The sequence below is a fragment of the Agrobacterium sp. T29 genome, assembly GCF_006970545.1.
GTDB lineage: Bacteria > Pseudomonadota > Alphaproteobacteria > Rhizobiales > Rhizobiaceae > Agrobacterium > Agrobacterium leguminum.
In genome coordinates this window covers 519,879-541,507 of sequence record NZ_CP040640.1, presented here as the reverse complement: position 1 = coordinate 541,507, position 21,629 = coordinate 519,879, and the positions used below count along the sequence as shown (strand labels likewise).

Annotated in this window: 21 protein-coding genes; 11 read left to right on the top strand and 10 right to left on the bottom strand. The window is 61.4% G+C overall.

Translation table 11 applies throughout. The features are described from left to right. Positions 1-91 precede the first annotated feature (91 nt). Together FGF54_RS02715 and FGF54_RS02710 are read left to right on the top strand one after the other, a co-directional pair. Positions 92-2,833, top strand: a complete 2,742-nt coding sequence (locus tag FGF54_RS02715; RefSeq protein ID WP_142778857.1) for a heavy metal translocating P-type ATPase — start codon at positions 92-94, stop codon at positions 2,831-2,833. A gap of 153 nt (positions 2,834-2,986) precedes the next feature. Next, positions 2,987-3,769, top strand: a complete 783-nt coding sequence (locus FGF54_RS02710) for a glycosyltransferase family 32 protein (protein ID WP_168207984.1) — start codon at positions 2,987-2,989, stop codon at positions 3,767-3,769. Positions 3,770-3,852: 83 nt separating this feature from the next. Here FGF54_RS02710 and FGF54_RS02705 read toward each other — a convergent pair whose 3' ends face one another. From FGF54_RS02705 to FGF54_RS02695, 3 genes are all read right to left on the bottom strand, one after another. Continuing rightward, positions 3,853-4,818, bottom strand: coding sequence for a S9 family peptidase (locus FGF54_RS02705; RefSeq protein WP_125144687.1), 966 nt, complete (start codon positions 4,816-4,818; stop codon positions 3,853-3,855). A 172-nt stretch (positions 4,819-4,990) separates the two neighbouring features. Next, the gene (locus FGF54_RS02700; RefSeq protein ID WP_142778855.1) at positions 4,991-6,616 is read right to left on the bottom strand and encodes a cisplatin damage response ATP-dependent DNA ligase; all 1,626 of its coding nucleotides are present in this window, start codon (positions 6,614-6,616) and stop codon (positions 4,991-4,993) included. A gap of 1 nt (position 6,617) precedes the next feature. Further along, on the bottom strand, positions 6,618-7,628 hold the full coding sequence (locus tag FGF54_RS02695; protein ID WP_142780109.1) for a ligase-associated DNA damage response exonuclease: 1,011 nt from the start codon (positions 7,626-7,628) through the stop codon (positions 6,618-6,620). 237 nt (positions 7,629-7,865) lie between these two features. Here FGF54_RS02695 and FGF54_RS02690 point away from each other — a divergent pair, with 237 nt between their 5' ends. Continuing rightward, a complete protein-coding gene (locus tag FGF54_RS02690) occupies positions 7,866-8,180 on the top strand; it encodes a type II toxin-antitoxin system RelE/ParE family toxin (protein WP_137003032.1) in 315 nt (104 codons plus the stop codon). Next, a complete protein-coding gene (locus FGF54_RS02685) occupies positions 8,161-8,460 on the top strand; it encodes an addiction module antidote protein (RefSeq protein WP_080833761.1) in 300 nt (99 codons plus the stop codon). Before FGF54_RS02690 ends, FGF54_RS02685 begins: the two co-directional genes overlap by 20 nt. Positions 8,461-8,496: 36 nt before the next feature. Here FGF54_RS02685 and FGF54_RS02680 read toward each other — a convergent pair whose 3' ends face one another. Then, entirely contained in the window at positions 8,497-10,026 is a 1,530-nt protein-coding gene (locus tag FGF54_RS02680) for an MDR family MFS transporter (protein WP_168207983.1), read from the bottom strand. A 141-nt stretch (positions 10,027-10,167) separates the two neighbouring features. Here FGF54_RS02680 and FGF54_RS02675 point away from each other — a divergent pair, with 141 nt between their 5' ends. Both FGF54_RS02675 and FGF54_RS02670 read left to right on the top strand, forming a co-directional pair. Continuing rightward, complete coding sequence (locus tag FGF54_RS02675; protein WP_142778854.1) at positions 10,168-10,683, top strand: MarR family winged helix-turn-helix transcriptional regulator; 516 nt, start codon at positions 10,168-10,170, stop codon at positions 10,681-10,683. Between the two features lie 82 nt (positions 10,684-10,765). Then, positions 10,766-11,425, top strand: coding sequence for a glutathione S-transferase family protein (locus FGF54_RS02670; protein WP_142778853.1), 660 nt, complete (start codon positions 10,766-10,768; stop codon positions 11,423-11,425). Between the two features lie 151 nt (positions 11,426-11,576). Here the strand turns inward: FGF54_RS02670 and FGF54_RS02665 are convergent, their stop codons facing one another. Together FGF54_RS02665 and FGF54_RS02660 are read right to left on the bottom strand one after the other, a co-directional pair. Next, complete coding sequence (locus tag FGF54_RS02665; RefSeq protein ID WP_078051121.1) at positions 11,577-12,197, bottom strand: glutathione S-transferase family protein; 621 nt, start codon at positions 12,195-12,197, stop codon at positions 11,577-11,579. A gap of 134 nt (positions 12,198-12,331) precedes the next feature. Beyond that, positions 12,332-13,330: an asparaginase gene (locus FGF54_RS02660; protein ID WP_142778852.1), complete on the bottom strand. Its 999-nt coding sequence runs from the start codon at positions 13,328-13,330 to the stop codon at positions 12,332-12,334. A 73-nt stretch (positions 13,331-13,403) separates the two neighbouring features. Between FGF54_RS02660 and FGF54_RS02655 the strand changes: the two genes are divergently transcribed. Beyond that, the gene (locus FGF54_RS02655) at positions 13,404-14,156 is read left to right on the top strand and encodes a DUF3750 domain-containing protein (protein ID WP_168207982.1); all 753 of its coding nucleotides are present in this window, start codon (positions 13,404-13,406) and stop codon (positions 14,154-14,156) included. Between the two features lie 4 nt (positions 14,157-14,160). Here FGF54_RS02655 and FGF54_RS02650 read toward each other — a convergent pair whose 3' ends face one another. Continuing rightward, on the bottom strand, positions 14,161-15,504 hold the full coding sequence (locus FGF54_RS02650; protein WP_168207981.1) for a chloride channel protein: 1,344 nt from the start codon (positions 15,502-15,504) through the stop codon (positions 14,161-14,163). Positions 15,505-15,654: 150 nt separating this feature from the next. Between FGF54_RS02650 and FGF54_RS02645 the strand changes: the two genes are divergently transcribed. After that, complete coding sequence (locus FGF54_RS02645) at positions 15,655-15,927, top strand: YlcI/YnfO family protein (RefSeq protein WP_142778850.1); 273 nt, start codon at positions 15,655-15,657, stop codon at positions 15,925-15,927. Then, positions 15,924-16,223, top strand: coding sequence for a type II toxin-antitoxin system RelE/ParE family toxin (locus FGF54_RS02640; protein ID WP_035218462.1), 300 nt, complete (start codon positions 15,924-15,926; stop codon positions 16,221-16,223). Before FGF54_RS02645 ends, FGF54_RS02640 begins: the two co-directional genes overlap by 4 nt. A gap of 3 nt (positions 16,224-16,226) precedes the next feature. Here FGF54_RS02640 and betA read toward each other — a convergent pair whose 3' ends face one another. From betA to betI, 3 genes are all read right to left on the bottom strand, one after another. Continuing rightward, positions 16,227-17,876, bottom strand: coding sequence for a choline dehydrogenase (gene betA / locus FGF54_RS02635; RefSeq protein ID WP_142778849.1), 1,650 nt, complete (start codon positions 17,874-17,876; stop codon positions 16,227-16,229). A 230-nt stretch (positions 17,877-18,106) separates the two neighbouring features. Continuing rightward, positions 18,107-19,579 (bottom strand): betaine-aldehyde dehydrogenase, encoded by a 1,473-nt coding sequence (gene betB, locus FGF54_RS02625; RefSeq protein WP_142778848.1) that lies wholly within the window; start codon positions 19,577-19,579, stop codon positions 18,107-18,109. A 12-nt stretch (positions 19,580-19,591) separates the two neighbouring features. Beyond that, entirely contained in the window at positions 19,592-20,212 is a 621-nt protein-coding gene (gene betI, locus FGF54_RS02620) for a transcriptional regulator BetI (RefSeq protein WP_020812509.1), read from the bottom strand. 220 nt (positions 20,213-20,432) lie between these two features. Here betI and FGF54_RS02615 point away from each other — a divergent pair, with 220 nt between their 5' ends. Both FGF54_RS02615 and FGF54_RS02610 read left to right on the top strand, forming a co-directional pair. Then, positions 20,433-20,981, top strand: coding sequence for an HdeD family acid-resistance protein (locus tag FGF54_RS02615; RefSeq protein WP_168207980.1), 549 nt, complete (start codon positions 20,433-20,435; stop codon positions 20,979-20,981). Between the two features lie 242 nt (positions 20,982-21,223). After that, a complete protein-coding gene (locus FGF54_RS02610) occupies positions 21,224-21,460 on the top strand; it encodes a type II toxin-antitoxin system ParD family antitoxin (RefSeq protein WP_080852536.1) in 237 nt (78 codons plus the stop codon). Positions 21,461-21,629: the final 169 nt, after the last annotated feature.

Genomic DNA, 21,629 nt, shown 5'->3' with positions numbered 1-21,629 from the left:
AAAAAAATCGAAAAACCGCATTTTTGCTCTTGAAGCTCTAGTTGCTAGAGGTGCCAGATTGGCTGTCGACTGGAATTCAGGAGCGGAAACCATGAATATTTCGACAGGCATAAACATCAAGGGCAAAGACGGGGAGCCACTGACCTTCTCCGTTGGCGGCATGGATTGCGGCAGCTGCGCGGCGAAAATCGAAACCGCGCTTTCCCGCCTGCCGGGCGTTGCCGACGTCAAGGTTTCCGTTGCACGCGAAAGGCTGAACCTTTCGCTGGCCGAAAGCAAAACCTCGGTCGAAAAAATCGAAGACACGCTGCGCAAACTCGGTTTCAAACCCGCTTTGCTGCCACAGGAAAAAGTCTCCCGCGCAAAAGTCGAAGCGGATCATCACGGCCACGGTCATGATGACCACGATCATTCGTCCTGCGGCGGCCACCATGCCGATACCGGAGCGAGCGCCGACAGCAGCAATGCGCTGACCTTTTCGGTCGGCGGCATGGATTGCGGCAGCTGCGCCGCCAAGATCGAGACCGCGCTTTCCCGCCTGCCCGGCGTTGCCGACGTCAAGGTTTCCGTTGCGCGCGAAAGGCTGAACCTTTCGCTGGCCGAAAGCAAAACCCCGGTCGAAAAAATCGAAGACACGCTGCGCAAGCTCGGATTCAAACCCGCCCTGCTGCCGCAGGAAAAGACCGCGCGAGAAAAGGCCGCAGATCACAATCACGATCATGACCACGGGTCATGCGGCGGCCATCACCACGATCACGATCATTCAGATCATGACCATTCGGGGCATGACCATTCCGCACACGATCACGCGTCCTGCGGCGGGCATGATCATGACCACTCCAAGCATGACCATTCTGGTCACGATCATTCCGGCCACGACCATGCGGGCCATTCGCATGGCTCCGCTCCAGTGGCTGCAGCCCAGAGCGCGGAAGTGGGACATGCCCATGGCGCGGATGAAAAAGGCGCGTGGTGGCGCACCGCAAAGGCGCGCAACACCTTCACCGGCACCGTTCTGGTCGCCATCGCCTATGCGGCGGAACTGAGCTTCCCGGCATGGGGCGGTTACGCCTTCATCATCGCCACGCTGGTCACGCTTTTCCCCATCGCGAAGAACGCTTTCAACGCCGCCCGTTTCGGCGCGGTCTTCACCATTGAAATGCTGATGACGATTGCCGCCATCGGCGCGATCATCATCGGCGAGGCGGAAGAGGCGGCCATCGTCGTGCTGCTCTTCTCCGTCGGCGAATTGCTGGAAGGCTTTGCGGCCGCACGCGCACGCTCGGGCATCAAGGCTCTTGGTTCCCTGCTGCCGAAAACGGCTCTGGTGGAAGAAAACGGCGCGCTTCGGCAGATCGCCGCCGATCAGGTGCGTATCGGCCAGGTGGTCGTGGCGCGGCCCGGCGACCGTATCGCCGCCGATGGCGTTGTCATGGAAGGCCAGTCCAGCGTCGATGAATCGCCGATGACCGGCGAAAGCATTCCCGTCGCCAAGGAAAAGGGCGCGCGCGTCTTTGCCGGCTCGATCAACCATGACGGCTCGCTGCGCATCCGTGTCGACCGCGCGCCGGAAGACAACACCATTGCCCGCATCATCACGCTTGTCGAGGAAGCGCAGGATGCGCGCGCGCCGACCGAGCGCTTCATCCAGAGCTTCTCGCGTTATTACATGCCGCTGATCGTTGCGATTTCCGTGCTCACCATCATCGTGCCGCCGCTGGCCGGCCTCGGTGACTGGGATACGTGGATTTATCGCGGTCTCGCCCTGCTGCTGATCGGTTGCCCCTGCGCGCTGGTCATTTCGGTTCCCGCGGCAATAGCCTCCAGCCTTTCGGCTGCGGCACGCCACGGCATGCTGGTGAAGGGCGGCGCGGTCATCGAAATGCTGGCGCGCACCGAGACCGTCGCCTTCGACAAAACAGGCACGCTGACGCTCGGCGAACCTGTCGTGACGGATGTGGTGGCGCTTGACGGCAACGAGGCCGAGCTGATTGCGCAAGCCGCAACCATAGAGCACGAATCGAGCCATCCGCTCGCCCGCGCCATCGTCAATCATGCCGAAAAGCTGGGCGTGAAGCCCCTGCCCGGCTCCAATATCAAGGCGATTTCCGGCCGCGGCATGCAGGGCAATGTCGGCGGGAAAGACCTGTTCATCGGCGCACCGCGCTTTGCAACGGAGGTCGGCACCCTCGCGAAGGAACTGGCCGATCGCATTTCCGCACTGGAAAGCGAAGGCAAGACGGTGGCTGTCGTCATGGCTGGCGGGGCGGCAAGTGGCCTCTTCGCCATGCGCGATGAGCCGCGCAAGGATGCGGCCGAAGGCGTGAAAGCGCTGAAGGAAATGGGCATTTCCTCGCTGATGCTGTCGGGTGACAATGCCCGCACGGCGCGTGCCATCGGCAACAAGCTGGGCCTTGAGGCGCGTGGCGAACTGCTGCCGCAGAACAAGGTCGAGGAAATCCGCAAGCTTGCCGAAAAGAAGACCGTGGTGATGGTGGGCGACGGCATCAACGATGCGCCGGCCCTTGCGGCGGCAAGCGTCGGCGTCGCCATCGGTTCCGGAACCGATGTTGCGATGGAAGCGGCGGATGCGGCGCTGATGCGCAACAATGTCGGCGACGCCGCCCGCCTGATCGGCCTGTCGCGCGCCACCATGCTGAATATCCGCCAGAACGTGACCATCGCGCTCGGCCTGAAAGCGGTATTCCTTGTCACCACTGTAACCGGCGTTTCGGGCCTGTGGCTCGCCGTTTTCGCCGATACCGGCGCGACGGTTCTGGTCACCGCCAATGCCATGCGGCTGCTCGGCTATTTCAACCGCAACAAGGGCTGACATTCCATTTGCGTGCAAGACGGCCGGGTCTCGTCAATCGAGGCCCGGCCGTCTCATTTACGGCATATTGACAAACTAATTGCGTCCAATAAATACCGCGTACCGCCGTTTCCACGCGCGTGACAATCGATTCCACGCGCAGGAGCGCTGAACTTGGCAAAGCATGGCTATAACCGCATCGCGTACCGCGCGATCAAGATCGGTGGAAACATCGCCAAGGTCATCTTTTCCATCGATTTGTTCATCCGGCCCGGCAGAAGAAAGACGCTTCCGCAGTATCAGCCTGCCAGACGCAGCCCGAAATCGGAAAAGGCCATTCCCCGCATCATCTGGCAGACGAATTACTCCAACCGGGTAACGACGCCGATCTATGCGAATTTCCTGTTCAACCGTTGGCTGACGCCGGAATTCGAATATCGCTACCATGATGACGAGGCGTGCCAGACCTATATCGACCGGCATTTTCCCGGACGTTACGCCGACGCCTTCCGTCGCCTGCAGGTGGGCGCCGCCAAGGCGGATTTCTGGCGTATTCTGGTGCTGCTGCAGGAAGGCGGCATTTATCTCGATATCGATTCCAATTTTGCGGCCCGCCCCGAGGATGTGATCGATCCGCAGGAAGAGGCCGTTTTCATCGCCATGAAAAGCGGCGAGATCACGAATTACTTCATGGCCTCCAGGCCCGGCCACCCGGCGCTCAGGCTGATGGCCGACCGTATCTCCCAGAATATCGAAGACGGAACGCTCGCCAGCGTCTACGACATGACCGGCCCGACAGTGGTGCATGCCGTCGTCAAGGAACTGGGGCTTCCGGTCCGCAATTACCGCGAGATGTGCACCCAGGGTCAGTTCACCAACAAGCGCGCCCAATATGCCGACAAAAAAGACGGCGCATGGTGGGCGGAGCAGGCCAAGACGTCCATCGTCAAGAACTAGGGCATCTCCGGTACGTGCGAAGCGGTTTGGCCGGACCTGCTCCTGAACCTCAAACGTTCCTAAACAGCGGCACAGTTTGCATTTCAGACGAAGGCGTTGAAAAGGCGGATGCTTTCCTCCACCGCATGCGGCACCACGCCGTTATGGGTGCCGGGCAACAGCTTCTTGTCGACCTTGAAGCCGGATGTCAGGGCGCGATCCACGAAAAGCTGGTGATCGGCGTCGAAAGGCCGTTCCTCCGTGCCGCGCAGAAGCAGTGCCGGACATTTGAGGCTGGGTCCGAAGCAGACGGAGGAGCGCATGATGAATTCGCGCTCGTCGGTCTCGTCGAAGCAGATCTCGTCGCTATAGCGGTTGAAATAACGCCAGGAATTGACGCCGGCGGAGATGGGTGCCGCGGCGCGGAACCTGCGGCTCATGGCGGCCAGAAGCGTCAGCGTGCCGCCATTGGAATGGCCGGCGATGAAGAAGCGGTTTCTGTCGATGCCGGGAAGGTTTTCCAGATAAGTGGCCGCCGCCAGCGCATCCGCCGTTTCGTCGTAGAAACCGGAATAATTGCCGCTCTGGCCGTTTTCACCGCGGAAGGACGGCAGAAGCACGACATAGCCCGCTTCCCAATAGGGCTTCATCAGCGCCCAATGGCCGTCTCCGGTGGCGTTGCCGCCGTGGAGGAAAAGTACGGCGGGCTTCAGCGTTTTTGACGGCTGGTAGTGGGAGAGCCAGGCGACAAGTTCGATGGAGCCATCCGGTCCGCCGGGATAGGTGACACGTTCCGCCCCGGGCGGCGTGCCGAGCGCCGAGGATTTTTCCGGCGCAGCCATTTTTCGCAAAAGATGAGTGTGGAACCGTTTGCGCGCCTCCGCATAATCCTGCCGTTCCAGCGGCAACACCTCGGGCGCGGCAACGCCCGCTTTCGCACGGAGCGGTAAAAATGCGGCCGCCGACAGCCCCATGGCGCCGGCCAGCAGGCTTCGCCGCGTCAGGCTCGGCAAGATGGTGCCGCTCTCTTCCTGTCCGAAGGCTGAGGAAAGAAAGCGTTTGTCTGCCATATGGTCACCTGAAGGGATGGTTGTAACAGCAGTTCAACACTGCGGCGGGAGGCTGTCCAATCACGGATTCGCGAATGACAACAATGTATTCGCAGCCATCATGGCAATTTCTGGACAGCGTCTTCCCCGTTCCCGTGCCTGCCACGGAGGATGACGGGGCGGCCAAGGCGCCCTACCCCTCCACACCATCGATCATCGCCACCAGTGTCGAGAGCCTGTCCGCCTCCGCCGGCAGCTTGTCGGCGCGCAGCCGCGCAATGCGTGGGAAGCGCATGGCGACGCCGGATTTGTGGCGGGTGGAGCGGTTGATGCCCTCGAAGGCCACCTCCAGCACGAAACCGAAATCCGGCGTGGCGCGCACCGCCCGCACCGGGCCGAAACGCTCGACCGTATTGTCGCGCACGAACTTGTCCAGCACCTCCAGCTCCGCATCGGTGAAGCCGAAATAGGCCTTTCCGACAGGCACCAGCTGTTCGCCATCCTCGCCTTCCGCCCAGACGCCGAAGGTGAAATCGGAATAATAGCTCGACCTTTTGCCGTGGCCGCGCTGCGCATACATCATCACGGCGTCGATGTTATAGGGATCGCGTTTCCACTTGAACCACGGCCCCTTGGCGCGGCCGGCCTGATAGGCGCTGTCGCGGCGCTTGATCATCACACCCTCGATCACCGGATCGGGCGGGGCGGCGCGCAGCGTGTCGAGTTCCTGCCAGCTGGAAAACCCGATCAGCGGCGAGAGGTCGAAACGATCATGCGGGGCGTGCTCGATAATGTCCGACAGGCGGCCGCGGCGCTCCAGATAAGTCTGCGCGCGAATATCGCTCTCGCCCTCGAACAGCAGGTCATAGGCGCGGATGAAGGCGGGATAATCATCCAGCATCTTCGCTGTGACCGACTTGCGGTTCAGCCGCTGCTGCAGGTCGGAAAAGGTGCGGGTGAGATTGTTGGAGCGCGCTGTGCCGCCGATCAGCAACTCGCCATCCATCACGCCTTCGAAATCAATCGCGTCAAGAACATCGGGAAAGGCGCCGGAAATATCGTCGCCGGAGCGCGAATAGAGTTTTCGCGTGCTCCCGGCGCGGGACAATTGCACGCGAACGCCGTCCCATTTCCATTCGGCGGCGTAATCAGCCGGGTCCAGCGCATCGAGGTCGCCATCGGAAACCGGCGTCGCCAGCATCACCGAATGGAAGATGGCGGGCGTCGCCAGCACCGGCCGCCCGGATTTCCCCTCAAGCCATGCGAAAAGCGGCGTATAGGGCGGTGCCAGCCCGTGCCAGAGGGTCTCGATTTCGGTGATGTCTTTCCCGGCGAAATCCGCCAGCGCCTGCCGTGCCAGCCGCGCCGAAACGCCGATGCGCAGGCTGCCGGTGGCGAGTTTGAGGAAAGCGAAACGCGAGGATGTATCGAGCCGGTCGAGCAGATCGCGCACCGCGCTGCGCACCTCCGTACGGCCGAGCGAATTCATCAATGTGACGACGTCGCCAAGGCGCGGGTCCTGCGCCTCGGCGTCATCCGCGCCGCCGATATTGCCCCAGACCAGCGATATGGTTTCGGCAAGATCGCCGACATAGTCATAGGAATAGCGAAACAGCACCTCGTCCATCCGCTCCAGCACCAGCTCGCGCAGCAGGGCGGGTTTGACGCTTTTCAAGTCCAGCGTGCCGGCAATCGCCGCCAGCCCGTAACCCCGGTCGGGATCGGGCGTATCGCGGAAATAATCGGTCAGCAGCTTCAGCTTGCCGTTGCGCGAGGGAGTGAGAACGAGGCGGTCGAGCAGCGTGGCGAAGGCTTTCATCTCAATCCCCCTCATCCTCGTAGCCGACAAGATGCAGCGGCTTGGCGGCAATGCCCTGCAATTGACACCAGCGCACCAGCGCCTCCTCACGGCCATGGGTGACCCAGACGGCCTGCGGGGAAATTTCCCTGATCGTCTCCAGGAGTTCCGGCCAGTCGCAATGATCCGATATGACCAGCGGCAGCTCCACGCCGCCCTGTTTGGCGCGTTGCCGCACCATCATCCAGCCGGAAGCGAAGGCAATAAGCGGCTCGTTGAAGCGCCGCGCCCAGCGTTCCTGAAAAGCCGAGGGTGGACCGACGACAATCGCGCCCTTGAAGGCGGAAGGATCGCTTTTTTCAAGCGTTGCCGGGCGCAGATCGCCGAGATCGATACCCTGCGAAACGTAATAATCGCAAAGCCGCGCCAGCGCGCCGTGAATATAGATGGGATCGGAATAACCGTTGTCCCGCAAAAGCCTGATGACGCGCTGCGCCTTGCCGAGCGAATAGGCTCCGACAAGATGGGTCCGTTCGGGAAACTGTTTGATGGAGGTGAGCAGCTTGCCGATTTCCACGCGCGGCAGCGGATGGTGAAACACCGGCAGGCCGAAGGTGGCCTCGGTGATGAAGACATCGCAGGGAACGGTCTCGAAGGGTGCGCAGGTGGGATCGACGCCGCGCTTGTAATCGCCAGACGCGACGATGCGCAGGCCGTTCATTTCCACCGAGATTTGCGCCGAACCCAGCACATGGCCGGCGGGATGGAAACCGACGGTGACGCCGTTCACCTCCACCTTCTCGCCGAAAGCGACCGCCTGCTCGCTGCCGCAGAAATCCTCACCGTAACGGATACGCATGATATCCAGCGTCTGGCGCGTGGCCAGCACCGCGCCATGGCCGGCGCGGGCGTGATCGGAATGGCCATGGGTGATGAGCGCCCGCGCCACCGGGCGCACGGGATCGATATAAAAATCGCCCGCCGGGCAATAGAGGCCCTTGGGCGTGGAATTCAGGAGCTGTTCCGGCTTCATATTCATTGAGATAGGGCCGCCCGCGCGAATGTAAAGTGCTGCGAGAATAACGCGGAACGGGCGTTAAATTTCCAGCGGCGGTGTTTTTGTTTTGCCGCCCGTCATTTCGGCGTTGAGCCGGGGCTATATGGAGTTTTGGTACGAAGTTCGCGGGCGCAACGCCAACGCACGACCGGCTTACGGGGTCGCCATGGGATTTAAACTTGCAGAAATGTATCCAATCGGATACATGTGATCATGAACAGCTTCGAGAAATCGGCGGAGTTCGACGAATGGCTGAAGGCTTTGAAAGATCGTGCCGGCAAGGTGCGGATTCTTCATCGTCTCACGGCGGCGGAGCATGGGAATTTCGGCGATTGTGAGCCGGTGGGTGGAGGCGTTTCAGAAATGCGTATCCACTTCGGTCCCGGTTATCGGGTCTATTTCACTCGCGTTGGCAAGAGGATTTATTTCCTTCTGATCGGCGGGGACAAGTCTTCGCAAAAGCGGGACATAAAACGCGCAATCGGGATGGCACAGACAATAGGAAGGGATGGCCGTGACGGAATTTAGCCAATTCGATGTGTCAGACTATCTGGATAGCGATGAAGCCATGATCGAATATCTGGCGGTCGCAATGGAAGACGAAAACCCCGATGTCTTCATTGCCGCCCTTGGCGCGGTCGCCAGGGCGCGCGGAATGTCACATGTTGCGGATGCTTCGGGTCTGGGTCGCGAAAGCCTCTACAAAGCACTTAAGCCCGGTTCGAAGCTTCGCTATGAAACCGTGCAGAAAGTCCTGCATGCGCTGGGCTTCCGACTGGCCGTCGAAAAATCATTGAGTGCTGCGTAAGGCTGGGATTTACGCCAGCCTTACGACTATATGTCACTACTCCCCTGCTCCTTCGGTCGGCTTCGCCTGCACCGCCGCCGGCAACCGCACCGGTTTCAGCATCAGCGCCGCCGCAAGGCCGATGGCGGCGGTTGCGGCTGCGGCGAAGAAGAGCGGCGTAAACGCATCCGAATAGAGCGAGGCGACTGCCGCCTGCGAGGCGGCGGGCAGTTCGGAGAGCATTTTCGGCGTCAGTTCCTCGATCTTGCCGACGCCGGGAATATCGACCGCCACGCCCTTGAGGCTCGATGAGACGATGGCGCCATAGACCGATATGGCAATGGCAGCACCACCCATGCGGGTCAGCGTCACCGCGCCGCTCGCCGCACCGATATCCGCCTTGGGTGCGGAATTCTGCACGCCGATGATCGGCGCCTGCTGGCCGAGCCCGACGGCAAAGCCTTGCGCCAACATGAGGACCGCAATCACCCAAAGCGGCGTTCCGGCATGCATCTGCGTGAACAGCAGCATGGCGATGAGGTTGATGGAAAGACCCGCCACCGAGAAGGGCTTGTAAACGCCGGTAATCGAAATCAGCCGTCCCGCCGAAAGCGAGCCCATGACGATGCCGCCGGTGACGGCGATGAAGAACAGGCCGGCATGGGAGGGCGAAAGCCCGGTCGTGGTCTGCAGGAACAGGGCGTAATAATTGACCATGCCGATACCGATGCCGCCGCTGGTCAGCGAGACGATCATCAACAGCGGAAAGGTGCTGTCCTTGAAGAGACGCAGCGGCACGACCGGTTCCGGCGCGCGGCGTTCCACCTGCACCCACAGGAAAGCGGCGATGACGGCGAAAGCGATGATGCCGAGGCTGGGGCCAGCGATGAGCGAGCCGAACAATTCGCTGCTGTCTGCCCAGAAAACCACGCTGGCGATGGTGGCCGCCAAGAGGACCGCACCGAGATAATCGATCTTCGGCTGGCGCGCCGGACGGCGATAGGGCAGCATCAGTGCGAGTCCTGCAATGACGATAATGCCAAGAGGCAGGTTGATGAGGAAGATCGACCGCCAGCCGAACAGGTCGCTCATCGTGCCGCCGAGGATCGGGCCGACGCTGCCCGACGCCATGATGGTGAGGCTGGAATAGCTCTGGTAGCGGGCGCGCTCGCGCGGTTCGAACAGATCCGCATTGACGGAAAAGATCGACACCATGATGCCGCCGCCGCCAAGGCCCTGCAGAACGCGGGCGGCAATCAGCGAATCCATCGACCATGCCAGCCCGCAGGCGAGCGAGCCGAGCGTGAAGATGACGACCGCCGCGATCATCACATATTTACGGCCGAACAGATCGCCGAGCTTGCCATAAACCGGCATGACCGCGCTGGTCGCCAGAAGATAGGCCGAGCCGATCCAGCCGAAACGCTCCAGCGCGCCGAACTCGCCGACGATGGTGGGCAGTGCTGTCGATACGATCTGGTTATCGAGGGTCGCCATGAACATGGCCAGCATCAGGAACAGAAAGACGATGAGCCTGCGCCGATGATCCGACACAAGCGGCGCCACGGGGGCGGTGGACATATCCATGAAAAATCTCGTTGGCTTCCGGCAGTTTTGCTGCGACAATTTGTGTGCTATCAGCACATATATGTCAATGGCAAGTTTTTGACATCTGTGCTAATGCCGCTAAATGTGATGGGAAAACAGCATCGAAAGGGACGATGAAGCGTGGCGACTGAGGAAAACTGGAACGAGGATCTGCCCGAGGACATCAAGCGGATCGGCAATACGATGACGCGCATGCGCATCATGATCGGCCGCCGCATCATCGGCCGCATGGCGCTTGCCAAGCTCGCTCCGGGTCTAGAACTCTCCCATATCGACGTTCTCGATATTCTGCGCCGCGCGGAAGGCGATGTTACCGTGGGTGCGATCGCCGAGGGCATGCGCATCGACCCTTCGCGCGGCAGCCGGGTGGTGGCGGATATGGTGGGGCGCGGCCTGCTGAAACGCAGCGTTTCCCAGGAGGACGGCCGCCGCAGCATCGTCGAGATCACACCGCTCGGCACCAGTCTTTTGCAGGAAATGCGCCGGACCAAGATGAGTGTCATAGAGGACGTGATGGATGGATGGCCGGCGGAGGATGTGGAGACATTCGCGCGCCTGTTCGAACGCTTTATCGACCGTTTCGAATATCGTCTGTCGCCGGATACGGACTTCTTCACGGATCAGAAAAAATCATAGCTGCCCCGGCGATCTGCAACTTCACTTTAAAACGACGAAACCGTAACGTGCCGCGCATCGAACTGGTCAAGGGGTAACTTCGATGTTGACGATTTACGGTGTCTACCGTTCCCGTGCCACGCGCACGCTGTGGCTTGCGGGTGAACTGGGCATAGAATTCAAACATGTGCCCGTGATACAGGCCCGCCGCCTTGCCGATCCGCTGGCTGCGGATGCGCCGCTCAACACGCTGTCTCCCGCATTTCTCGCCGTCAACCCGATGGGCACCATTCCCTGCATCGAGGATGACGGCATGGTGCTCTACGAATCCATGGCCATCAATCTCTACCTTGCCCGCAAATATGGCGGACCGCTGGCTCCGATCGATCTGAAGGAAGATGCGGCGATGCTGCAATGGTCCTTCTTCGCCGCCACTGAAATCGAGACCAATTCGCTGAAGATTTCCTCCGCCATCGCCGAAGGCCTGTCGGAAAGCGATAGCGGCAAGGCCGTGATCGATGTCGCCGCCCGGCTGCTGAAGCGCCCCTTCCGGGTGCTGGAGCAGCATCTCTCCAGCCATGATTATCTGGTGGGCGACCGTTTCACCGTCGCCGATCTCAACGCGGCGGAAATCGTTCGTTACGCGCAGGGCCACAAGCCGCTGTTCGATGCCCATCCGGCGCTGAAAGACTGGCTGGATCGTTGCCAGGCACGCACGGCGTTCAAGACGATGTGGGATACCCGCGCGGCCGAGGCGGCCTGAGCGGTTAAGCCGCTTTTCCCTTCGTCATGCCGGACCTGATCCGGCATCCAGCCAGCCCAAGCCCTTGGGCTGAAAGGGGTCCTTCTCGCCGCGCAGACGCGCGTCGGCTGGATTCCGGCTCAGGGCCGGAATGACGGAAATACTGAGCCACTCAGCCCCTCTCGCCCGCCAGCGCCCGCTGCACCGCCGGCCGGTCGTTCATCCGGCGGAAGTGGTCGTGCACCTTCGGAAAGCGGGCAATATCCACGCCATCGCTTTCCAGCCAGCCGGACATGACGAAAAGATAGGGATCGGCGACCGAATAGGCCGTACCAAGAACCCAGGGACCGTGCAGCATGCCGTGCTCGATCAGTTCGAAGCACTCGCCCATGGTCTGCGGCACCTTGGCTTTCATATCGGCCAGCGAACTATCCTCATTCGCCCAGCGGCTGCCGCGCCGGCCATGCGCGTGGGCGACATGCACGGTGGAGGAAATGAAGGCGTTGAAGGACTGCATCAGCGCGAATTCGAAGGGATCGTCGAGCGGTGCGAGCTTCTTTTCCGGCGCCATCTGGGCGATGAAGGCGAGGATGGCGGGCGTCTCCGTCAGCACGCCGCTTGCCGTGGCCAGCGCCGGCACGCGACCCTTGGGATTGATCTTTAAAAATGCCTCGGAGCGTTGCTCGCCCTCCGCGAAATTGACGCGGTGGGCCTTGTAAGGCAGGCCGGATTCCTCAAGCACGATATGGCTGGCGCGGGAGCAGGAACCGGGGGAAAAGAACAGTGTGAACATGGATATGCGACCTCCAAAGCAATGACGCGCCCGTTTCTTCCTCATGCGGACGCCGCCCCTTGGCGGCCATGGGATGGCCGTCACACGCAGGGCAGGTCATCATCGTGCCCGCAACCGGCCGCGTCAAAGGTTATTTAAAGCCCGACAACTCTGACATCGCCGACATGGATGCCGTTCCAGTTGCGCATCTGCCGGTTCGCCATGCCGCTCAAAGCCTGCTGCTCGGCGCTGCCTTCATCGAAATAGCGGGCCAGCAGTGCCGAAACCATGGCTTCCGCCGCACGCGTCGTGCCGTCTTCGCATTTAACCGCCATGGCAATGCCCTTTTCCGGCAGGGCGGCGACAAAAACGCCCTCCGCACCGGTCTTTGCGAAGATTTTTCCCGGCGCGATCTGCATCAGTTTCGTGCAGGCGCGGCCGGTGCCCGCCACGTAAAAGGGCTCCGCCATGCAGGCCTCGACGAGACGGCGCGAGGCTTTCGCACGGCCCGCTTCCAGCCCCCTGCCCGTCGCCATTTTCGCGAAACCATGCGCCAGCCCTTTGAGCGGTACGGCATAGGTCGGGATGGAGCAGCCATCCACGCCGCAATTGTCCTGGCCGAGAGAAGCACCCGTCAGGCTTGCCATCGTGGCGCGGATTTCCCGCTGCAGCGGGTGATCGTAACCGACATAGCCCTTGGGGTCGGTGCCGGTGTGGCAGCAGGCGCAGATGAAACCGGAATGTTTGCCGGAGCAATTATTGTGAAGCGCCGTCGGCTTTTCCAGCGTGCGGGCCTGATGGATGATGGTTTTCTGGTCGGAAGACCAGTGCGCGCCGCATTCCAGCGTATCGGCATCCCTGCCCGCCTTCGCCAGCATCGAAGCGGCGAGCTCCACATGCGCGTCCTCGCCGGAATGGGAGGAACAGGCAAGCGCCAGTTCGCGGTTGCCGAAGCCGTACGCATCCGCAGCGCCGCTTTCCACCAGCGGCAGCGCCTGCATGGCCTTGCAGGCGGAACGCGGGAAGATGCCGCGCTCGATATCGCCAGCCGAAAACAGCACGCCGCCATCGCCATCCACCACCACGGCAAGGCCCTGATGGCGGCTTTCCACGAGGTTGCCGCGGGTGACTTCGACGGTAACGGAATTGTTCATTTTCGCAGCCTCAAAAAATTCTGATTTCATGTGGTTGATACCGCAATTGATTTTTCGATGCACGGGGCTGTTCGTGAAATTTGCAAAACGTCTGCTGCTGGCGATTGCCGTTATCTATCTGCTTCCCGCGCTGGCATCGGCCGGGCTGTGGGCTATGAAGGACCATCCGCGCGGCTGGCGCGATGCCCGCTGGTCTTCGTCCGGCGTCCTTCCCCAGGCGGACGCCGATGAGCAGGCTGCGGTCTACGTGTTTTCCGCCATGACGGGCGGCTTCAAGGGCTCTGTCGCCAGTCATGCCTGGATCGTGCTGAAAAAGCCGGGCGCGAAAGCCTATGACCGCTATGACAAGGTGGGTTGGGGCACGCCGATCCGCCGCAATGGTTATGCGGCGGATGCCTTCTGGTATTCCAACACACCGCGCCAGGTGGTGGCCATTCATGGCGCAGAGGCGGAAAAGCTGATCCCGAAGATCGAAAAGGCGATTGCCGATTACCCCTATGGCAGGCCCGGTGGATACCGCATCTATCCCGGCCCCAACTCCAACACCTTCGTTGCCCATGTGCTGCGCAGCGTGCCGGAACTAGGCGTCGTGCTGCCGCCGGATGCCGTCGGCCGCGATTATCTGCCGGACGGCGCGTTTTACCACATCGCCGATGACTGGAAGGATGCAAGCGTTTCGCTCGGCGGCCTGTTCGGCATTTCGGCAGGTGCGCGCAGCGGTTTCGAGATCAATTTTCTCGGTCTTGTCGCCGGCATCGATTTCAGCCGACCCGGCGTGAAGATACCGGGGCTCGGTTATTTCGGCGTGGCGGGCATCCGCGCGTAAGCGGTTACGTTTCGCTGGCCTGAGCGGCGCGTCTGGCGCGGATGCTCTGGGCGATGAAGACCCGCGACAGGCCATGATAAAGCGGCTCGCGGGAGAAAAGCCGCGACGTCAGATATCCGAGCATTGATGCGGCCATGATGGGCATGACGCCTTCATGATTGCCGGTCATTTCAAGGATGATGACAAAGGCTGTCATCGGCGCCTGCACCACGCCGGCAAAATAACCCGCCATGCCGACGATGGCGCCAAGGCCGATGCTGGTGCCGAGCAGGGTGGCCATGGTGCTGCCGAACCCCGCGCCTACCGACAAAGACGGTGCGAAGATGCCGCCCGGAATACCCGACATCATGGCAAGGAACGTCGCCGCCAGTTTTTCGATGAAGAAGAATGCCGGCGCGGCCTCGCCCTCGATTGCCGCGCGCGCCTGTTCGTAACCGGTTCCGAAGGTCGCGCCGCCCGTTGCGATGCCGAGGACGGCGGAAGCAAGGCCGCAGGCGGCGGCGACCGCCAGCATCCGCTTCAGCGGCATGGCCTGCGCAAAGCGCCGGATGCGGGCGGAAAGACGCAAGGCGCCGGCGCTGAACAGCGCGCCGAACGCGCCGCCGCCAATGCCGCAGACCAGAACCAGCAGCCAGTCCATGGTCGTTTTCGCCATCACCGAACTGGTGCCGAAATAGGTATAGCTGCCGACCAGCGCCAGCGAAGCGAGGCCCGACAGGATGACGGCGGTGAGGACGAGGCCATTGGCGCGGGATTCATAGGTCTTGCTCATTTCCTCGATGGCGAAGACGATGCCCGCCAGCGGCGTATTGAAAGCCGCCGCGATGCCCGCCGCCGAGCCAGCGAGAATGAGACCCTTCGCCTGCGCCATGCCGCCCCAGCGCGCGGCCTGCAGCATGATCGAGGCGCCAACCTGAACGGTCGGGCCTTCACGGCCGATGGAGGCGCCGGACAAAAGCCCGGCCACCGTCAACACCACCTTGCCGAAGGCGAGTTTCAGCGACAGAAGCCGCGAACGGTCCGCATCGTCCCGCAGGTGCCGCGCGGCGATCGCCTGCGGAATGCCGCTGCCGCCCGCATTGGGGAAAACCGTGATCGCGAGCCAAGCGCAGAGCGTAAACCCGAGCGGCGTGATGATGAGCGGCAGCAGAAACGCCCATTCTCCCGATGAGGTTGCCGCAAAGAAAAGGTGCTGGGCCTTATCCGCAAGCCATGCAAAGCCGACGCTGATAAGGCCGACCGCAATCGCGCCAATCCAGAAAACCGCCCTTGGCCTCCACACCCGCCACGAACCCCACACGACGCGGGAACGGCGGAGCATCTTCAGCTTTTTGTAGTCGACGGGCATGGCGGTCCAGATCGGTGATTTTGATGGTCGTCATCAGGCGGGAAGCCCGTTTATCCGCCTCTCGGGCGGGGATTGCAAGGTTTTGCATTTGACAGGCTGATCCCATGGGTGCATTCTCTGCATCGCAATTGCAACGCACGGAGACCCAATATGAAAACGGCAACGATCCCTTCACTGCGAGTGACGGCGGATTTTCGCGAGGCTGCTGAAAGCGTGCTGAAGGAAGGCGAGACGCTTTCTTCCTTCGTTGAAGAGTCCGTGCGCAGGCAGGTGCAAATCCGTAAATCGCAGGCGGAATTCATTGCGCGCGGGCTGGCGTCACTCGAACAAGCGGAGCGCACCGGCATTTATTATAGCACCGACGATGTTCTTTCGATGATGCAAAGAAAACTTGATGCTGCGAAAGCCGCGAAGCGGAAATGACGTATGAGCTTCGTTATACCGAAGAAGCGCTGGCCGATTTTGATCGCATCTATGATTTTCTGATCGCCTACGACATCGATGTGGCTGAGAAAGCGATCAGCGCCATAAAAGCAGGACTGGAGATTCTCGGCGATTTCCCCTTCAGTTGCCGCAAGGCATCTGCCGAAAACAGCCTCATACGCGAGCTCCTCGTGCCCTTCGGTTCCTCCGGCTATATCGTGCTGTTCCGCATTGATGGCCCGGAAACCGTCACCATTGCCGCCGTCCGCCACCAGCGCGAGGACGATTACCATTGACCCTCACCGGTCGCTGACGGCCGCGCGCGGGTTTACCCAAGGTTCCTGATTGGAGCGTGGCAGCGGGGTCTTGCCGAGAATGTGGTCCGCCGCTTTTTCGCCGGTCATGATCGACGGGCCGTTGAGGTTGCCATAGGTCACATGCGGGAAGATCGAGCTGTCCGCCACCCGCAAACCCTCCACCCCGATCACGCGGCATTCGGGATCGACGACGGCCATCGGGTCGTCCCTGTCGCCCATGCGGCAGGTGCCGCAGGGGTGATAGGCGCTTTCCAGATGCTCGCGCAAAAAGGCGTCGATCTCCTCATCCGTCTCCACGTTTTCGCCGGGCTGGATTTCCGGCCCGCGAAAATCGTCAAAGGCTTTCTGGCTGAAGATGTCGCGCGTCAGGCGCACGCAATGGCGGAATTTCTCCCAGTCTTCCGGATGGCTCATATAGTTGAAGCGGATCACCGGGTCGTCATGCGGATCTGCGGAACGCAAGGTAACATTCCCGCGCGATTTCGACAGGTTGTAACCCACATGCACCTGAAAACCATGGCTTTTTGCCGCCGCCTTGCCATCATAGGAGATGGCGACCGGCAGGAAATGATACTGGATGTCAGGCTGCTTCAGACCGGGTGCTGAGCGCAGGAAGGCGCAGGCCTCAAACTGGTTGGAAGCGCCGAGCCCGCCTTTCGACAGCAGCCATTGCGCACCCGCCACGCCCTGCCAGAACCATGGCAGCCAGGAATAAAGCGAGACCGGCTTGGTGGAGACCTGCTGGAAATAAAACTCCATATGGTCCTGAAGATTTGCGCCCACGCCCGGACGATCCGCCTTCACCTCGATGCCCATGTCTTTCAGGTGCGCGGCGGGGCCAATGCCTGAGAGCATCAGCAGTTTCGGCGAATTGAAGGAGGATGCCGAGACGATGACCTCGCGATTGGCCGTGACGGTTTCCACCACGCCCTTGCGCTCGATCTCGACGCCAATGGCACGGCCGTTCTCGATGACGACCTTGCGGGCGAAGCCGTTGACCAGCGTGACATTGCCGCGCTTCAGCGCCGGTTTCAGATAGGCATTGGCGGCGGACCAGCGGCGGCCATTATGGATGGTCTGCTCCATCAGGCCGAAACCCTCCTGCTTGGAGCCGTTGTAATCGTCGGTCAGTTCGAAACCGGCCTGTGCGCCGGCCTGAATGAAGGCGTGGAACAGCGGATTGTTGACCGGACCGCGCTGCACATGCAGCGGTCCGTCCGTGCCACGCCAGCCCTCCTCGCCGCCATGGCTGTGTTCCATGCGCTTGAAGTATGGCAGCACATCCGCATAGGCCCAGCCATGCGCGCCAAGCTCTTCCCAACGGTTGAAATCCTCGGCATGGCCACGCACGTAAACGAGGCCGTTGATGGAGGAAGAACCGCCGATGACTTTTCCGCGCGGGGCCGTGATGCGGCGATTGTCGAGGTTCGGCTCGGGCTCGGAGAGATAGCCCCAATTATAGCGCTTCATGCTCATCGGCCATGCGAGTGCGGCCGGCATCTGGATGAAGGGGCCGAAATCCGACCCGCCTGCCTCGATGACGATCACCGAATAACGACCGTCTTCCGACAGGCGATAGGCGATGGCGGAGCCTGCGGAACCCGAACCGACGATGACGTAATCTGCTTGCATGATCTGCTCTCTCCGATGAGCGTTGGTTCCGATTAATTGCTGGCGGGTGGGGCTTACCCCCCTCTGCCCTGCCGGGCATCTCCCCCTCAAGGGGGGAGATCGGCAAGCGGCGCTACCACCGCTTCATTCGCAAACGTTGAGATGGGCGCGACCTCGCCGCATATCGATCTCCCCCCTTGAGGGGGAGATGTCCGGCAGGACAGAGGGGGGTAAGCCCCACCCGCCACGCTTCAATAAGGCGCGTCCACCTTCCCCGTGCTCACATAAACCGTCTTCAGCTCGCTATAATGCTCCAGCGCCGCCGCCGAATTCTCCCGCCCGAAGCCGGATTGTTTCGAGCCGCCGAAGGGGATTTCGACCGGGCAGAGATTATAGGTGTTGATCCACAGCGTGCCCGCCTCCAGCCGGTCGACCACGCGATGGGCGCGGGCGAGATTGGCGGTGAAGACGCCGCCGGCGAGACCGAATTCGGTGGCGTTGGCGCGGGTAAGAACCTCGTCCTCATCGTCGAAATCCAGCACGCACATGACGGGCCCGAAGATTTCCTCGCGGGCGATGGTCATCCCGTCGGTCACATCGGCGAAGACGGTCGGCTGCACATAGGCGCCCTCGCCCGAAACATTGTTGGGAATGCCGCCGCCGGTGATGAGCGTCGCGCCTTCCGCCCTGCCCTTTTCGATATAGGAAAGGACCTTCTCCTGCTGGGCCTTGGAAACCAGCGGGCCGAGATGGGTGGCGTAGTCGAGCGGATCGCCGAGGATCATCGCCTCCGTGCGGCGCTTCAGATTGTCGAGGAAACGCTCCTTCGCCTTTTTCTGCACGAAAACGCGGGTGCCGTTGGAGCAGACCTGGCCGGAGGAATAGAAATTGCCGAGCATGGCCCCGCCGACAGCGCTTTCGATATCGGCATCGTCGAAGACGATTAGCGGCGACTTGCCGCCGAGTTCCATGGTCACATGCTTCAGATGCCCGGCAGCGGCAGCGGCCACCTTGCGGCCGGTCGGGACTGAGCCGGTAAGCGAGACCTTCGCCACATCCGGGTGATTGACCAGCAGCGGGCCGGTATCGCGATCGCCCTGAATGACGTTGAACAGGCCTTTGGGTAGGCCAGCTTCAATGAGGATTTCGGCGACCTTCAAGGCGCCGAGCGGAGTGTTTTCCGAGGGCTTGAAGACCATGGCGTTGCCGGCGACCAGCGCAGGCGCCGCCTTCCAGCAGGCGATCTGCTGCGGATAATTCCACGCGCCGATACCGACGCAGACGCCGAGCGGCACGCGTTTGGTATAGGCGAAATCACCGCCGAGCGGGATGTAATCGCCGTTCAGCGCGGAAGGCGCGATGCCGCCGAAAAATTCGAAGGCATCCGCGCCGGAGGTCGGGTCGGCGACGATGGTTTCCTGAATGGGCTTGCCGGTATCCAGCGTCTCCAGCGTCGAAAGCGCATCGTTGCGCTCGCGCATGATATCGGCGGCGCGTTTGAGGATGCGGCCGCGCGCCATCGGGCTCATCGCCGCCCATTCCTTCTGCGCACGTTTGGCCGATGCGATGGCGCGCTCGACGATGGCAGGCGTTGCCGCATGCAGCCTCGCGATCACCTCGCCGGTGGCCGGGAAGATGCTCTCGAACGGCGTGCCGGCCGTGTCTTCGACATACACCCCGTCGATGAAATGCGAGGCTTTCGGCTGCGCCTTGAGCGTGGTCATGTCGAAGTCTCCTTAAAGAACGCGGATGGACGGCTTTTGGCGCTGTCCATCGGGAAATGATTTGAGCTGCATGTCGAAATAATCCTCGACAAGCGCCGGTGCGGAGGCAAGGCCGAGCGGCGCCGAGCGCAAGCTGTGGCGAATATAAAGCCCGTCGATCAGGGCGGCCGCCCCTTCCGCGATGCGCGCGGCATCATCGGGCGGGCAGAGCCGGTTGAGGCTCGCCATGAGGTTGGAGCGCAGACGGCGGGAATAGAGCACGAGCAGGCGGCGGGTTTCTTCCGAGCGCTGCGCCTCCACATAGAAGGCAAGCCATGCCGCCACGGTTTCGGGCGTGAACTGGTCGCTCTGGAAGGAGACATGCACGATGGCGCTCAGCCTTTCGCGCGGGCCGGAAGCGCGGGTCAAAGCCGCCACCGCATCCCGCCTGAGATCGCGCAGCAGGCTGCGAATGGTTTCCAGCAGAAGCTGCTGCTTGCTACCGAAATAGTGATGCGCGAGCGCCGCCGACACACCCGCTTCCCGGGCGATATCCGACATCGTCACATTCAGCGAACCGTGATGGCCTATGGTGCGAAGCGCCGCATCCACCAGCGCCTTGCGGCGCAGAGGCTCCATTCCGATCTTGGGCATAAGCGTCTCCTTGATGGCGGCAAAATATTCTTGATTGATCGATCAATCAATAAAAAACGCGCCATTTCATGTCGCGGATTGGCGTCTGCGCGGCAGGGGAGAAAACCGAAGCGGTTTTCCCGCCTTCCGGCTCATGATCTGGATCAAATCTTCGACAGGCGCATTGCGCTACGGTGCAATCGTGATAGCGTTACCCCCGACCATTCAGGGAGACAGCGACATGACGCAGAGTCTCAATGCATCTGGATTTTCACCGCTGAAAGCAAAGTGGGGCTGGCTGCTGGCGCTTGGCCTCGTTCTCCTGGCCTTCGGCATCATTGCGCTCGGCAATCTTCTGGTCGCCACCGTCGCCTCCGTCTTTTATGTCGGGGTCATGATGCTGATGGGCGGCGTGCTGCAGCTTTTTCATGCCTTTCAGGTGAAGGGATGGGAAAGCGCGCTGTTCTGGACGCTGAGCGGCCTGCTTTACGCCATTGCCGGCGTCATCGCTTTCCAGAACCCCGATCTGACGGCGGCCGTGCTGACCTTGCTAATGGCGATTTCGCTCATTGTCGCCGGCATTTTCCGCCTCGTCGTCGGCTTCCGGCTGAAACCGGCGACGGGCTGGGGCTGGGTTGCGACGGCGGGCGCGGTGACGGCGCTGGCGGGTCTGGTGATTGCCGCCGGCTGGCCGGTCAACAGCCTCTGGGTATTGGGCCTTTTTCTGGCGATAGACCTTATCATGCAGGGTTTTGCAACCATCGCTCTGGCCATGGCCATGCGATCATGAGGGTAGTATACGGCCCGTATCGGATCCATGCCGATCAGGGAAAAACTAAACCCCAATATACTGCAAATTGGGTATGGAACGCGTTTCGTGGTAAGATAAGCGATGATACCAATTTCGCTGGAAGCGGCGCCCAGACGAAAGCTCTTAAAAACGACCGCCCATAAAAGACCGCCCCCGCCCCGTCCGTAAAACGGGCATTTATCGGGTTCGCGTGGCGGCCATGGAAAGAAGGGAGTGATATCATGCCAATGGTGACAGTATCGATTTCCCCGGAACAGGCAGCAAGAATGCGCGAGGCCGTGAATTGCGGCGCTTACGCATCCGGCAGCGAGGTCGTCAGGGCAGCGCTGAGACTATGGGCGGCCTCCGCCGAACATGGCGTGGGCGCAAAGTCTACGGAGCCTGTCGAAGCGGACCGGGAACGCATGAACGTTGCGGAACTTTATGCCGCACACAGCGGGCATATCCGCCGGGCCTAAGGCCCGGCGCAACAACCCTCCATATTGAAAGGGTTGTAACAAAACGTTCATCAAAGCTTCACAGTCGTGAAAGCTTTTGTTGACCTGTAATCTGCGATTGTTCGCCGCAAAAGAGGCGGGTTCCCGATGGCGCATTCCACACGGCGCGCCACCAAAGGGACCGGCAATA

What these genes read in the sequence shown, in the direction of transcription:
- FGF54_RS02690 (WP_137003032.1), top strand. Translation starts at nt 7,866, where the DNA reads ATGAACAGCTTCGAGAAATCGGCGGAGTTCGACGAATGGCTGAAGGCT.
- FGF54_RS02615 (WP_168207980.1), top strand. Translation starts at nt 20,433, where the DNA reads ATGACGCAGAGTCTCAATGCATCTGGATTTTCACCGCTGAAAGCAAAG.
- FGF54_RS02685 (WP_080833761.1), top strand. Translation starts at nt 8,161, where the DNA reads ATGGCCGTGACGGAATTTAGCCAATTCGATGTGTCAGACTATCTGGAT.
- FGF54_RS02670 (WP_142778853.1), top strand. Translation starts at nt 10,766, where the DNA reads ATGTTGACGATTTACGGTGTCTACCGTTCCCGTGCCACGCGCACGCTG.
- FGF54_RS02705 (WP_125144687.1), bottom strand. Translation starts at nt 4,818, where the DNA reads ATGGCAGACAAACGCTTTCTTTCCTCAGCCTTCGGACAGGAAGAGAGC.
- betB (WP_142778848.1), bottom strand. Translation starts at nt 19,579, where the DNA reads ATGACCACGCTCAAGGCGCAGCCGAAAGCCTCGCATTTCATCGACGGG.
- FGF54_RS02650 (WP_168207981.1), bottom strand. Translation starts at nt 15,504, where the DNA reads ATGCCCGTCGACTACAAAAAGCTGAAGATGCTCCGCCGTTCCCGCGTC.
- FGF54_RS02665 (WP_078051121.1), bottom strand. Translation starts at nt 12,197, where the DNA reads ATGTTCACACTGTTCTTTTCCCCCGGTTCCTGCTCCCGCGCCAGCCAT.
- FGF54_RS02640 (WP_035218462.1), top strand. Translation starts at nt 15,924, where the DNA reads ATGACGTATGAGCTTCGTTATACCGAAGAAGCGCTGGCCGATTTTGAT.
- FGF54_RS02715 (WP_142778857.1), top strand. Translation starts at nt 92, where the DNA reads ATGAATATTTCGACAGGCATAAACATCAAGGGCAAAGACGGGGAGCCA.
- betA (WP_142778849.1), bottom strand. Translation starts at nt 17,876, where the DNA reads ATGCAAGCAGATTACGTCATCGTCGGTTCGGGTTCCGCAGGCTCCGCC.
- betI (WP_020812509.1), bottom strand. Translation starts at nt 20,212, where the DNA reads ATGCCCAAGATCGGAATGGAGCCTCTGCGCCGCAAGGCGCTGGTGGAT.
- FGF54_RS02700 (WP_142778855.1), bottom strand. Translation starts at nt 6,616, where the DNA reads ATGAAAGCCTTCGCCACGCTGCTCGACCGCCTCGTTCTCACTCCCTCG.
- FGF54_RS02680 (WP_168207983.1), bottom strand. Translation starts at nt 10,026, where the DNA reads ATGGATATGTCCACCGCCCCCGTGGCGCCGCTTGTGTCGGATCATCGG.
- FGF54_RS02660 (WP_142778852.1), bottom strand. Translation starts at nt 13,330, where the DNA reads ATGAACAATTCCGTTACCGTCGAAGTCACCCGCGGCAACCTCGTGGAA.
- FGF54_RS02645 (WP_142778850.1), top strand. Translation starts at nt 15,655, where the DNA reads ATGAAAACGGCAACGATCCCTTCACTGCGAGTGACGGCGGATTTTCGC.
- FGF54_RS02610 (WP_080852536.1), top strand. Translation starts at nt 21,224, where the DNA reads ATGCCAATGGTGACAGTATCGATTTCCCCGGAACAGGCAGCAAGAATG.
- FGF54_RS02695 (WP_142780109.1), bottom strand. Translation starts at nt 7,628, where the DNA reads ATGAAGCCGGAACAGCTCCTGAATTCCACGCCCAAGGGCCTCTATTGC.